General features: G+C 66.9%; 13 protein-coding genes. All 13 read left to right on the top strand.

The features are described from left to right. Positions 1-4 precede the first annotated feature (4 nt). From ACE3N9_RS05610 to ACE3N9_RS05550, 13 genes are read left to right on the top strand one after another with little or no spacing between them, the layout of a single operon-like run. Positions 5-760: an enoyl-CoA hydratase family protein gene (locus tag ACE3N9_RS05610; RefSeq protein WP_374281704.1), complete on the top strand. Its 756-nt coding sequence runs from the start codon at positions 5-7 to the stop codon at positions 758-760. Beyond that, positions 760-1923: an acyl-CoA dehydrogenase family protein gene (locus ACE3N9_RS05605; protein ID WP_374281702.1), complete on the top strand. Its 1164-nt coding sequence runs from the start codon at positions 760-762 to the stop codon at positions 1921-1923. Before ACE3N9_RS05610 ends, ACE3N9_RS05605 begins: the two co-directional genes overlap by 1 nt. Continuing rightward, positions 1923-2852: an acyl-CoA dehydrogenase family protein gene (locus tag ACE3N9_RS05600; protein WP_374281700.1), complete on the top strand. Its 930-nt coding sequence runs from the start codon at positions 1923-1925 to the stop codon at positions 2850-2852. Before ACE3N9_RS05605 ends, ACE3N9_RS05600 begins: the two co-directional genes overlap by 1 nt. Before the next feature lie 8 nt (positions 2853-2860). Beyond that, the gene (locus ACE3N9_RS05595; RefSeq protein WP_374281698.1) at positions 2861-4012 is read left to right on the top strand and encodes an acetyl-CoA C-acetyltransferase; all 1152 of its coding nucleotides are present in this window, start codon (positions 2861-2863) and stop codon (positions 4010-4012) included. Beyond that, positions 4012-4917 (top strand): SDR family oxidoreductase, encoded by a 906-nt coding sequence (locus ACE3N9_RS05590; protein WP_374281696.1) that lies wholly within the window; start codon positions 4012-4014, stop codon positions 4915-4917. Before ACE3N9_RS05595 ends, ACE3N9_RS05590 begins: the two co-directional genes overlap by 1 nt. Continuing rightward, complete coding sequence (locus tag ACE3N9_RS05585) at positions 4917-5966, top strand: acyl-CoA dehydrogenase family protein (protein ID WP_374281694.1); 1050 nt, start codon at positions 4917-4919, stop codon at positions 5964-5966. Before ACE3N9_RS05590 ends, ACE3N9_RS05585 begins: the two co-directional genes overlap by 1 nt. After that, on the top strand, positions 5963-7141 hold the full coding sequence (locus tag ACE3N9_RS05580; RefSeq protein ID WP_374281692.1) for an acyl-CoA dehydrogenase family protein: 1179 nt from the start codon (positions 5963-5965) through the stop codon (positions 7139-7141). The genes ACE3N9_RS05585 and ACE3N9_RS05580 overlap by 4 nt, the downstream gene beginning before the upstream one ends. Further along, complete coding sequence (locus tag ACE3N9_RS05575) at positions 7138-7920, top strand: SDR family oxidoreductase (RefSeq protein ID WP_374281690.1); 783 nt, start codon at positions 7138-7140, stop codon at positions 7918-7920. The genes ACE3N9_RS05580 and ACE3N9_RS05575 overlap by 4 nt, the downstream gene beginning before the upstream one ends. Before the next feature lie 2 nt (positions 7921-7922). Next, a complete protein-coding gene (locus tag ACE3N9_RS05570) occupies positions 7923-8384 on the top strand; it encodes a MaoC family dehydratase (RefSeq protein ID WP_374281688.1) in 462 nt (153 codons plus the stop codon). After that, on the top strand, positions 8381-8764 hold the full coding sequence (locus tag ACE3N9_RS05565) for a nuclear transport factor 2 family protein (RefSeq protein ID WP_374281686.1): 384 nt from the start codon (positions 8381-8383) through the stop codon (positions 8762-8764). Before ACE3N9_RS05570 ends, ACE3N9_RS05565 begins: the two co-directional genes overlap by 4 nt. Before the next feature lie 15 nt (positions 8765-8779). Then, complete coding sequence (locus ACE3N9_RS05560; RefSeq protein WP_374281684.1) at positions 8780-9982, top strand: acetyl-CoA C-acyltransferase; 1203 nt, start codon at positions 8780-8782, stop codon at positions 9980-9982. Further along, entirely contained in the window at positions 9982-11517 is a 1536-nt protein-coding gene (locus ACE3N9_RS05555) for a FadD3 family acyl-CoA ligase (protein ID WP_374281682.1), read from the top strand. Before ACE3N9_RS05560 ends, ACE3N9_RS05555 begins: the two co-directional genes overlap by 1 nt. A 20-nt stretch (positions 11518-11537) precedes the next feature. Then, a complete protein-coding gene (locus tag ACE3N9_RS05550) occupies positions 11538-12284 on the top strand; it encodes an SDR family NAD(P)-dependent oxidoreductase (RefSeq protein WP_374281680.1) in 747 nt (248 codons plus the stop codon). The last annotated feature ends 6 nt before the right edge of the window (positions 12285-12290 follow it).

Here is a 12290-nt window from a genome sequence, read left to right as displayed (position 1 = left end):
ACCCATGCCGATTACGACTGAAATCAAGGACCGGATTACCGAGATCGTCTTCGACGTGCCGCCGGTCAACGCGTTCGACAGCGAAACCTGGATGAGCCTGCCGGCGATCATCACGGCGGCGGCCAGCAACCCCGAAGTGAACTGTGTGCTGATCCGCGCTGCCGAAGAGGCGCGCGGGTTCTGCGGCGGGGTCGACATCAAGGAAATGCAGGCTCACCCAGAACGCATCACTGTGCTCAACCGCGGCAATTACCTTACCTTCAAGGCGATCCGCGATGCGGAAGTGCCGGTGGTGGTCGCCGCGCACAAGTTCGTGATCGGCGGCGGGATCGGCATTTGCGGCGCCTCCGACACGATCATCGCGGCGGACGATGCCTTCTTCAGCCTGCCCGAGGTTGATCGCGGCGCGATGGGCGGGGCGAGCCACCTCTCGCGCATGCTGCCCCTGCACAAGGTTCGCGCGGCCTTCTTCACCGGCGGCAACATCCCGGCCGAGGAAGCCTACCGCCTGGGCGCGGTCGAAAAGGTCGTCCCGCGTGACCAGCTGGTGGCCGAGGCCCGCGCGTTCTGCGCGGTGATCGCCAGCAAGAGCCGCAAGGCGCTGGTGATCGCCAAGGAAGCCCTCAACGGGCTTGAGCCGCGCGACGTCGATCGCGGCTACCGCTGGGAACAGGGCTTCACGCTCGAAATGTACATGCACGAGGACAGCCAGAAGAGCCGCGACGCCTTCGTCGAAACCGGCAAGGCAGCGAAGTTCTGATGCAGCTGGAATATACCCCCGAACAGCAGGCGTTCCGGGCCGAAGTGCGCGCCTGGATGGAAGCGCACGTGCCCAAGGAACCGCTCGTCACGCTGGAATGCCGCGAAGGCTATGACCAGCATGTTGAGTGGGAACGCACGCTCGCCAGCGGCAACTGGGGCATGGTCACCTGGCCCGAAGCCTATGGCGGGCGCGGGCTGGACCTGATCCAGTGGCTGATCTTCGAGGAAGAATACTTCCGCGCCGGCGGGCCGAACCGGGCCAACCAGAACGGCATCTTCCTGCTGGGTCCGACGATCATGGAATTCGGCACCGAGGAGCAGAAGCAGCGCTTCCTGACCCCGATGGCCAAGGGTGAAGTGATCTGGGCGCAGGCCTGGTCGGAACCGGGCGCGGGCAGCGACATGGCCGCGATCCAGTCCAAGGCGGTGCGCGACGGCGATCACTATGTCATCACCGGGCAGAAGACCTGGTCCAGCCGCGCGGCCTTTGCCGACTGGGGCTTCGGCATCTTCCGCACCGATCCCGACAGCAAGCGCCACAAGGGGCTGACTTTCATCCTGTTCGATATGAACAGCCCGGGGATTACCCGCCGCCCGATCCGCCAGCTCCATGGCGACACCGGCTTTGCCGAGTTGTTCTTCGATGAAGTGCGCGTGCCGGTGGAAAACTGCCTGGCGGGCGAAGGGCAGGGCTGGAATGTCGCCATGGCCACCGCCGGGTTTGAACGCGGCCTCATGCTGCGCTCGCCGGGCCGCTTCCAGGCGACGGCGAAGCGGCTGGTCGAACTCTACCGCCAGAATGCCGACAAGGCCTCGCCCGCCGCGCGCGAAGCCGTGGTCCAGGCCTGGGGCGCGACGCAGGCCTATGCCTACAACACCTATGGCGTGGCGGCGAAGATCATGGCCGGGGGCAAGATCGGGGCAGAGGCCAGCCTCAACAAGATCTTCTGGTCCGAGCTTGACCGTTCGATGCACCGCACCGCGATGCAGCTGCTGGGCGCGGCGGCAGAGCTCAAGCGGTTTGCCGATGGCTCGGTCAACCAGTGGCTCGAAGGCTATATCTTCTCGCTGTCCGGCCCGATCTATGCGGGTTCGAACGAGGTTCAGCGCAACATCACGGCCGAACGCCTGCTCGGCCTGCCGCGAGTGGGAGCAGGCTGATGGATTTCCGTTTCACCGACGATCAACTGACCCTGGCCGAAGGGGTGCGCGATTACCTGGCCGGGACGCACGGACCCGAAGTGCTGCGCCGCCTCGACGAACAAGGGAGCCGCGATCCCGCGATCTGGCAGGGCCTGGTCGACATGGGCCTGACTGGCCTGTGCGTGCCCGAAGCGCAGGGCGGGCTGGGCATGGGCCTGCCGGAAGCCGCGCTGATCGCTGCCGAATGCGGCCGCGCGTGCCTCGCCGAACCGCTGGTCGACACTGCCTTTGTCGGCGTGCCGTGGCTGGTGGCGCAGGGCAAGCTCGATGGGCTTGAGGACGTGGTGGCGGGAACGCGCCGCGTGCCCGTACCCCATGCGATCAATCCGTGGGAGGCCGATGGGGCCGGTGCGGCGCTGACCAGCGTCGATCCGCTGCGCAACCTGGCGGCAGCAGGCGATACCACCGATGATCCGCACCTGCTCAACCTTGGCGCGCTGATGAGCGCGGCGCAGCTGGTCGGCCTGGCCGATGCGATGCTGCACCAGGCAGTCGAATACGCCAAGATCCGCACCCAGTTCGGTCAGCCGGTCGGCGCGTTCCAGGGGCTGAAGCACCAGCTGGCGAGCTGCTCGGTCGCGATCGAGTTCGCCAAGCCGGTGGTCTGGCGCGCTGCGCAGGCGCTGGAGGATGGGCTGGACAGCGCGTCCGTCCACGTCAGCCACGCCAAGGTTGCGGCGAGCGACGCGGCGATGCTGACCGCCGAAACCGCGATCCAGGTCCACGGGGCCATGGGCTATACCTACGAGGTCGACCTGCACTTCTGGATGAAGCGCAGCTGGGCGCTGTGCGGCGCCTGGGGCGACCGGGCCTTTCATCTCAAGCGGGTCGATGACGCGGTGCTGGGTGGCACCCTGCCGATCGGTCCCGAACACACTTTCGCGTGAGGAAACACATGGCCGAAGCCTATATTATCGACGCTGTCCGCACCCCGATCGGGCGCAAGAAGGGCAGCCTTGCCCAGGTTCACCCGGCGGACCTGGGGGCCCATCCGATCAAGGCACTGATCGAGCGTACCGGGATCGACGCCAACCTGGTCGACGATGTGGTCTGGGGCTGCTGCGACACCATTGGCCCGCAGGCGGGCGACATCGGCCGCACCGTCTGGCTGGTGGCGGGCATGCCGCAGCACGTGCCCGGCACCACGATCGACCGCCAGTGCGGTTCCAGCCAGCAGGCGCTGCATTTTGCCGCGCAGGGCGTGATGAGCGGGACGCAGGACCTGGTCGTCGCCGGCGGCAGCCAGGCGATGAATGCCATTCCGATCTCGGCGGCGATGCTCGCGGCGGAACCCTATGGCTTCTCCAACCCGTTCAACACTTCGCCCGGCTGGGTCGCGCGCTATGGCGACGGCATCCTCAACCAGATCAATTCGGCGGAAATGATCGCGGCCAAGTGGGGCCTGACCCGCGCCGAAATGGAAGCCTTCGCCGTGGCCAGCCACCAGCGCGCCCAGGCGGCGCTGGACAATGGCTGGTTCGCCAATGAAGTGGCGCCGATGGCCGAACTGGCCGCGGACGAAACCGTCCGCCCGACGACCTCGCTCGAAGGCCTGGCGGGCCTGCGCACGGTGCAGGAAGGAGGGATCATCACTGCCGGGATTTCCAGCCAGAACTGCGACGGCGCCGCCGCCATGCTGGTGGCGAGCGAACGCGCGGTGAAGGAACACAACCTGAAGCCCCGCGCCCGCGTCCACCACATTTCGGTTCGCGCCGATGATCCGGTGTGGATGCTGACCGCGCCAATCCCGGCGACCGAATATGCCCTGAAGAAGGCGGGCATGACCGTGGCCGACATCGACCTGTTCGAATGCAACGAGGCTTTCGCCTCGGTGCCGATGGCGTGGATGAAGGAGCTCGGCATTCCGCACGAAAAGGTCAACATCCATGGCGGCGCGATCGCGCTGGGCCACCCGCTGGGCGCAACTGGCGCGCGGCTGATGACCACCATGCTCAACGCGCTTGAACGCACCGGCGGTCGCTATGGTCTGCAGACCATGTGCGAAGGCGGCGGGCAGGCCAACGTCACGATTATCGAGAGGCTGTAATGGGTATCTGCGAAGGACGCACCGTCATCATCACCGGGGCCGCGCGCGGCCTGGGCCGGGCCTATGCCCTGGCCTTTGCCGCCGAAGGCGCGAACGTGGTGGTCAACGATATCGGCACCTCGCTGAACGGCGAAGGGCGTGACACCAGCGCCGCTGACGGCGTGGTCGAGGAAATCAAGGCTGCGGGCGGCAACGCCGTGGCCAATTACGAGGACATCACCGATTGGGACGCCGCCGGGCGGATCGTCCAGTGCGCGCTCGATGCCTTTGGCGACCTGCACGTGGTGGTCAACAACGCCGGGATCGTGCGCGACCGGATGTTTGTCTCCGCCACGCTGGAAGAATGGGACGCGACCATGCACGTCCACCTGCGCGGACATTTCTGCCTGGCGCGCCACGCGGTGAACTACTGGCGCGAAAAGCAGAAGCGCGGTGAAAATCCCGACGCGCGGATCATCAACACCTCGTCGGGCGCGGGGCTGCAGGGTAGCATCGCGCAGGCTGCCTATTCGACGGCCAAGGGCGGGATCGCCTCGCTCACGCTGGTCCAGGCGGCGGAACTGGGGCGTTATGGCATCACGGCCAATGCGCTGGCCCCTTCGGCCCGCACCCGCATGACCGAACAGGCCTTTGCCGACAAGATGGCGACCGAAGGCCAGCAGTTCGACGTGATGGACCCGGCGAACATCGCCCCGACGGTGGTCTGGCTGGGTTCCAGCCAGAGCGCCGACGTGACCGGCTGCGTCTTCGAACTCGAAGGCGGCAAGATCATGCTGGAAGATGGCTGGCGCGAAGGTCCGGTGGTGGACAAGGGCGCCAAGTGGGAACCGGCGGAAGTCGGCGCGGCGGTTGAACAGCTGATCGCCAGCCGCGTGCCGCCGCGCAAGGTGTGGGGGACCGCCTGATGCATTTCGTCTTTACCGAAGAACAGGCGATGATCGCGGAAACCGTGAAGGGTTTCTTTGCCGAACACGCCACCAGCGAACGCACCCGCAAGGCGATGGCCGCTGACGGGATCGACCGTGACCTGTGGAGCGCGTTCTGCGCTGAATTGGGTCTGGCCGGGATCGGCATTGCCGAAGACCTGGGCGGGGCGGGCCTGGGCATGGTCGAACTGGCGATCGTGGCGGAAGCTGCGGGCAGCCAGGTGGCGGCGCTGCCGCTGCTGGGCCAGGCGATGGCCGCGCAGGCGATTGCCGCTGGCGGCAGCGCGGCGCAGCAGGGCGAATGGCTGGGCAAGCTGGTTTCCGGTGAGGCGATTGGCGTTTACGCGGCCGCCGATGGGCTGTCCGTGGCCGATGGCAAGCTGTCGGGCAGCGTGCCGTTTGTAACCCATGGCGGCGTGGCCGACCTGTTCGTGCTGGGCTGCGGCGACAGCGCCTGGCTGGTGCGCGCCGATGCCCCGGGCGTCAGTGTGACCACGCATACCACCATGGATCAGACCCGGCCGATGGCCACCGTGACCCTGGCGGGCGTGGCCGGTGAAGCACTGGCCGATGGCGCGGCGGCTGCCGCGCTGCGCGCCGGTTGGGTGATCGCCGCCGCCGAAGGGCTGGGCGTGGCCCAGGCTTCGCTTGAGCGCACGGTCGCCTATGCCAAGGAGCGAGTCCAGTTCGGCCGTCCGATCGGTTCGTTCCAGGCCTACAAGCACCGCCTGGCCGACATGATGATCGAGATCGAGCAGGCCCGCAGCGCCGTTTACTGGGCGGCCTGCGCGGTGGATGAGCAGTCGGACGAAGCGGCCATCGCGCTGCACTCGGCCAAGAGCTTTGCCGCCGACACCGCTTTCATGTGCGCGGGCAACATGATCCAGCTGCACGGCGGGATCGGCTTTACCTGGGAACATGACGCGCACCTCTATTTCAAGCGTGCGCGCGCGCTCCAGTCGATGCTCGGGGCCGGGGACTGGCACCGCGAGCAGGTTGCAACGATGATTTTGGGAGCAGCGGCATGAAGCTGGGCTTTTCCGCCGCGGAAGAAGAGTTCCGCGCCGAATGCGCCGACTGGCTGCAGGGCCAGATGGCCGGCGAATTCAAGGACATCAAGGGCATCACCACGCTGACCGCCAAGGCGGAACGGCGCAAGGAATGGGAACAGCAGCTGGCCGCGCACAAGTGGTCGTGCATCGGCTGGCCCAGCCAATGGGGCGGGCGTGACGCCACCCTGGCGGAGCAGGTGATCTTTGCCGAGGAATATGCCCGGGCGGGCGTTCCGGGGCGCGTCAACCACATCGGCATCGAACTGGCCGGGCCGACCATCCTGGCCTTCGGCACGGAAGAGCAGAAGCAGCGCTTCTTGCCCGGCATCGCGGCGGGTCAGACGATCTTCTGCCAGGGTTTTTCCGAACCCGGCGCCGGGTCCGACCTCGCCTCGGTCCGCACCAAGGGGCGGCTCGAAAACGGGGAATGGGTGGTCAACGGCCAGAAGATCTGGACCAGCCTGGCGCACATCTCCGACTGGATCTTCGTTGTTACCCGGACCGAGGAAGGTTCGAAGGGCCCCAAGGGCCTGTCGTTCCTGATGATGGACGTGAAGCAGCCGGGGATCGAGATCCGGGGCATCAAGCAGATCAACGGCGACGCCGAATTCAACGAAACCTTCTTCACCGATGCGCGCTGCCCCGAAGACAGCATGATCGGCGCGGTCGGGCAGGGCTGGCAGATTGCCATGGGCCTGCTCGCCTTCGAACGCGGGGTTTCGACGCTGGGCCAGCAGATGGCCTTCCGCAATGAGCTCGACGAGATCATCGCGGCGGCCAAGGCCAATGGCCAGGCCAACAACCCGCTGATCCGCCAGCGCATTGCCAAGGCCGAAGTGGGCTTGCGGCTGATGCGCTACGGCGCACTGCGGATGCTGTCGAACACCGACCATTCGAAGATCGACGGCGCGGCGCTGACCTACAAGATCCAGTGGGCCACCTGGCGCCGCGGCCTTGGCGAACTGGCAATGGACGTGCTGGGCCAGGCCGCTGAACTGGCGGAAGGCAGCGAGTACGAATGGGACATGCTGCCCAACCTGTTCCTGTTCAGCCGGTCGGACACGATCTACGGCGGCACGAACCAGATCCAGCGCAACCTGATTGCCGAGCGCGGCCTTGGCATGCCCCGCGAACCCCGAGGTGACCTGTGAACCTGATCCCGACCTATCCTGAACCCCGCGGCCTGCTCAAGGGCAAGACCGTGGTGGTCACCGCCGCCGCCGGCACCGGCATCGGCTATTCCGCCGCCAAGCGCGCGGCGGAAGAAGGCGCCACCGTGCTGATCAGCGATTTCCACGAACGCCGCCTCGGCGAAGCGGCGGACCGGATCGCGGCCGAAGTGGGCTGTGCGCGGCCCGCCACGGTGGTCTGCGACGTCACCAGCCAGGACCAGGTCGATGCGCTGCACGCCGCCGCGCTGAAGGAACTGGGCCACGTTGACGTGCTGATCAACAATGCGGGCCTGGGCGGCGAGGTCGACGTGGTCGACATGACCGACGACCAATGGTTCCGCGTGCTCGACGTCACGCTCAATTCCGTGTTCCGGATGAGCCGGGCGTTCCTGCCCGCGATGTATGAACGCAAGACCGGCGTGATCGTCAACAACGCCTCGGTGCTGGGCTGGCGCGCGCAAAAGGGCCAGGCGCACTATGCCGCGGCCAAGGCCGGGGTCATGGCCTTCACCCGCTGCTCGGCGGTGGAAGCGGCCGAACACGGCGTGCGGATCAATGCCGTTGCCCCCTCGATCGCGATGCACGCTTTCCTCGCCAAGGTGACCACAGACGATCTGCTCGCCGAACTTTCGGCCAAGGAAGCCTTCGGGCGCCCGGCCGAGGTGTGGGAAGTGGCCAACGTGATGATGTTCCTCGCCTCCGACCTGTCCTCCTACATGACCGGCGAAGTGCTGTCGGTCTCCAGCCAGCGGGCCTGACCATGGCGAAGATCTACGACAGCCCCCGCGATCTGATCGGCCAGGAAGGGACCAGGCTCGGCCCGACCGAGTGGCTCGCCATCGACCAGGACCGCGTCAACGGCTTTGCCGAGGTAACCGGGGATCACCAGTGGATCCACGTCGATGTCGAACGCGCCAAGGACGGCCCGTTCGGCGGGACGATCGCCCACGGCTATCTGACGATGAGCCTGGTCAACTTCTTCCTGCCCGACCTGATCGAGGTGCGCGGGTTTACCCATGCGGTGAATGTCGGCGCGGACCGGCTGCGGTTCCTCAGCCCGGTCAAGGTTGGCAGCCGCATCCGCGGGGTGGGCGAGATCGCCTCGGTGGAAGAGGTCAAGGGCGCGATCCAGTCGGTCGTGCGCGTGACTGTCGAGATCGAAGGCAGCGACAAGCCGGCTTGCGTGGTCGACACGATCAGCCGTTATTTCCCGGAAGGATGACCATGGCCAGCCCCGAACAGATGCTCGCCGCCGTCCATGCCTATGTCGCCGCGTTCGACGCGGGCGATCCTGAACTGGCCGTGGCGATCTTTGCCGAGGATGCGACTGTGGAAGACCCGGTCGGCACCCCCCTCAAGCGCGGGCACGATGAAATCCGCGCCTTCTATCAGGCCTCGATGGCGACCGGCGCGAAGCTGGTGCTCGACGGTCCGGTGCGCGTGGCCGATGGCCATGCCGCTTTTGCATTCCACGTTCCGCTGCACTTCGACGGCAAGGACATGGAAATCCACGTGATTGATACCTTTGCCTTCAATGCGGACGGCAAGGTTCGGGAAATGCGGGCCTTTTTTGGTCCGGGCAACATGATTGCCAAGGGTTGAGGGAAAGATCAGACCATGCGTGAAGCCGCCATCATCTCCACCGCCCGGACCGGCATCGGCAAGGCCTATCGCGGGGCGTTCAACGATACCGAGGCGCCGGTGCTTTCGGCCCACGTGGTCGATGCCGCGCTGGAGCGTGCGGGGATCGACCCGGCCCGCGTCGACGACGTGTACCTGGGCTGCGGCAACCACTGGAACACGCAGAGCTACAACCTTGGCCGCCTGACGGTCCACACCTCGAAGCTGCCGAACACCACGGCCGGCTTCACGCTCGACCGCAAGTGCTCCTCGGGCCTCAACGCCATCGCGCTCGCCGCGCGCTCGATCATGTGCGACGAAATCGACGTGGCCGTGGCTGGCGGGGCGGAATCGATCTCGATGACGCTGAACAAGTATGCGCCCGCCTGGCGCAACCGTTCGCAGGCGGTGATCGCGGCCGATCCCTATGCCTACATGGCGATGATCGAGACCGCCGAAGTGGTCGCCGAACGCTATGGCATCAGCCGCGAGGACCAGGACGCCTTTTCCGCGCTCAGCCAGCAGCGCGCCGGGGCGGCCCAGGCGGCCGGCCGGTACGATGCCGAAATCGTGCCGATCACCGTCGAAAAGTCGCTCAAGGACAAGGAAGGCAACGAAACGGGCCGCGAAAGCGTGACCCTGACCGCCGACGAAGGCGTGCGCGGCGACACCACGGCCGAAGGGCTGTCGGGCCTGCGCCCGGTGTTCAAGGACGGCATGGTCATCAAGGAAGGACGCCACATCACTGCCGGCAATGCCTCGCAGCTGTCTGACGGCGCCTCGGCGCAGGTGGTGATGGACCTGGCGACGGCGCAGAAGGAAGGCCTGCCGGTGCTGGGGCTCTATCGCGGCTTCCAGGTCGCGGGCTGCGAGCCCGATGAAATGGGCATCGGCCCGGTCTTTGCGATCCCCAAGCTGCTCAAGCGCGCCGGGCTGACCATCGACGACATCGGCCTGTTCGAAATCAACGAAGCCTTCGCCAGCCAGGCGATCTATTGCCAGCGCAAGCTGGGGATCGATCCCGACAAGCTGAACGTCAACGGCGGCGGGATCGCGCTGGGCCATCCCTTCGGCATGACCGGCAGCCGCCTGGTCGGCCACGCGCTGATCGAAGGCAAGCGCCGCGGCGTGAAATATGTCGTCGTGTCGATGTGCGTCGCCGGCGGCATGGGCGCGGCGGGTCTGTTCGAGGTTGCCTGATGCTTGATCCGCTGCCGCTGACCATCCCGCACGCGGCGGAGGCTGCCGCCCGGACCTGGCCCGATGCCCCCGCCGTGATCGAGGGCGAGGTGACCTGGACCTTTGCCGAGCTGTGGCAACACAGCCGCGCCGCCGCATCGGCGCTGCTGGCGCGCGGGGTGGGGGCGGGCGACCGCGTGGCGATCTGGGCGCCCAACCGGCGCGAATGGATCGTCGCGGCGGTCGGGGCGATGAGCCTGGGCGCGGCGGTGGTCACGCTCAACACCCGGCTGAAAGGGCGCGAGGCAGGGGACATCCTGCGCCGTACCCATGCGCGGCTGCTGTTCACCGTCACCGATTTCCTGGGGATCGACTACCAGGCCTTGCTGGCGGACGAGGACCTGCCGGACCTGCGCGAAACCATCATGCTCGACACCGGGTTCGATGGCTTCCTGGCCAGCGGCAAGGGCGCGGATGACGCGGCGGTGGATGCTGCGCTCGCCCAAATCGACGCCGAAACGATCAGCGACATCCTGTTTACCAGCGGCACCACCGGCAGCCCCAAGGGCGTGCTGATGACCCATGGCCGCGTCCTGCCGCAGTGCGGGGTGTGGATCGGCAACACCGGTCTGCGCTTTGGCGATCGCTACCTGATCGCCAATCCGTTCTTCCATTCGTTCGGGATGAAGGTTGGCTGGGTGGCCTGCCTGCTGTCGGGCGCGGTCGCCGTGCCGATGGCGCAGTTTGATGTGGCCGAGGCGATCACGCTGATCGAGCGGCTGAAGATCACGTTCTTCCCCGGCCCGCCCACCGTGTTCCAGATGATCCTGGCCGAACAGGACAAGCGGTCGATCGACATGTCCAGCTTGCGCGGCGGCACCACCGGGGCGGCGACCGTGCCGCCGGTGCTGGTCGAGCGCATCCGCGACGATCTGGGGATGAAGGACATCATCACCGCCTATGGCATGACCGAATGCGTCAACATCACGTCGTGCCGCCCCGGCGACCCGGCGGACGTCATCGCCCAGACTTGCGGCGCGGCGATCCCCGGCAATGAAGTGATCGTGGCCGACGAGCACGGCCATGAAGTGCCGCGCGGCGCAACCGGCGAGATCCTGGTGCGCGGGCAGGGGGTGATGCTGGGCTATCTCGACGATCCCGAAGCCACCGCCGAAGCGATCGACGCGGATGGCTGGCTCCACACCGGCGATGTCGGGACGATGGACGAAAACGGCTATGTCCGCATCACCGACCGCAAGAAGGACCTCTACATTTCGGGGGGCTTCAACGTCTATCCGGCCGAGGTCGAAAAGCTGCTCTCGGTCCACCCGGCGATCGCGATGGTCGCCGTGGTCGGCGTGCCGGACGAACGCATGGGCGAGGTCGGCAAGGCCTATGTCGTCCTGCGCCCCGGCGCCAGCGCGACCGGGGCGGAACTGATCGCCTGGAGCCGCGAAAACATGGCCAACTACAAGGTCCCGCGCAGCGTCGCCTTCGTCACGGACCTCCCCCGCAACGCCAGCGGCAAGGTGCTGAAGACCGAGCTGCGCGGCTGAACCGCACAAGGAACTCCCGCATGGCACTTCTGGCAGGCAAGACCGCATTCGTGACCGGCGGGGCCAGCGGGATCGGCGCAGCCACCGCGCTGGCCTTTGCGCGGGAAGGAGCGCGGGTCGCCGTGGCGGATCGGGCCGATCCGGCCAGTGTCGTCGCGGCCATCACTGCTGCGGGCGGCGAAGCCTATGGCGCGGTGCTGGACGTGACCGACGAGGCCGCCGTCAACGCGGCGGTGGACGATCTGGTCGCGCGTTGGGGGCGGATCGACATCGGCTTCAACAATGCCGGGGTTTCGCTGCAACGCATGGGCAGCGAATGGGGCGATACCGAGCCCTATGACCGCGAAGTGGCGATCAACCAGCGCGGCATGCTGCTGTCGATGCGGGCCGAACTGCGCCACATGGCGCGGGCTGGCAGCGGGTCGATCATCAACACCTCGTCCGTGGCGGGCCAGACCGGGATTACCGGCGCGGGCTATGCCGCCAGCAAGCACGCGGTGATCGGGCTGACCCGGTCTGCCGCGATGGCCTATGCCGAGCAGGGCATCCGGGTGAACTGCATCTGCCCCGGCGCGATCGAAACGCCGATGACCCAGATCGACGCCCAGGGCGAGGAAGCGCGCCGCTTCATGGCCGCGATGCACCCGATGAACCGGCTGGGCCAGGCCGATGAAGTGGCGAACGCCGTGGTGTTCCTGGCGTCCGACATGGCCAGCTTCATCACCGGCCATCCGCTGGCGGTCGACGGCGGGTTCCTCGCCCGCTGAACCGCT

This window comes from Novosphingobium sp., from assembly GCF_041905565.1.
In the GTDB taxonomy this organism is placed as follows: Bacteria; Pseudomonadota; Alphaproteobacteria; order Sphingomonadales; family Sphingomonadaceae; genus Novosphingobium.
Note: the sequence above shows the minus strand (reverse complement) of the source record. Positions and strands in the feature narration are given on the sequence as shown.

Bases quoted from the DNA above. Each gene is read 5' to 3' on its own strand.
- ACE3N9_RS05610 (WP_374281704.1), top strand. From the start codon at position 5: ATGCCGATTACGACTGAAATCAAGGACCGGATTACCGAGATCGTCTTC.
- ACE3N9_RS05605 (WP_374281702.1), top strand. From the start codon at position 760: ATGCAGCTGGAATATACCCCCGAACAGCAGGCGTTCCGGGCCGAAGTG.
- ACE3N9_RS05600 (WP_374281700.1), top strand. From the start codon at position 1,923: ATGGATTTCCGTTTCACCGACGATCAACTGACCCTGGCCGAAGGGGTG.
- ACE3N9_RS05595 (WP_374281698.1), top strand. From the start codon at position 2,861: ATGGCCGAAGCCTATATTATCGACGCTGTCCGCACCCCGATCGGGCGC.
- ACE3N9_RS05590 (WP_374281696.1), top strand. From the start codon at position 4,012: ATGGGTATCTGCGAAGGACGCACCGTCATCATCACCGGGGCCGCGCGC.
- ACE3N9_RS05585 (WP_374281694.1), top strand. From the start codon at position 4,917: ATGCATTTCGTCTTTACCGAAGAACAGGCGATGATCGCGGAAACCGTG.
- ACE3N9_RS05580 (WP_374281692.1), top strand. From the start codon at position 5,963: ATGAAGCTGGGCTTTTCCGCCGCGGAAGAAGAGTTCCGCGCCGAATGC.
- ACE3N9_RS05570 (WP_374281688.1), top strand. From the start codon at position 7,923: ATGGCGAAGATCTACGACAGCCCCCGCGATCTGATCGGCCAGGAAGGG.
- ACE3N9_RS05565 (WP_374281686.1), top strand. From the start codon at position 8,381: ATGACCATGGCCAGCCCCGAACAGATGCTCGCCGCCGTCCATGCCTAT.
- ACE3N9_RS05560 (WP_374281684.1), top strand. From the start codon at position 8,780: ATGCGTGAAGCCGCCATCATCTCCACCGCCCGGACCGGCATCGGCAAG.
- ACE3N9_RS05555 (WP_374281682.1), top strand. From the start codon at position 9,982: ATGCTTGATCCGCTGCCGCTGACCATCCCGCACGCGGCGGAGGCTGCC.
- ACE3N9_RS05550 (WP_374281680.1), top strand. From the start codon at position 11,538: ATGGCACTTCTGGCAGGCAAGACCGCATTCGTGACCGGCGGGGCCAGC.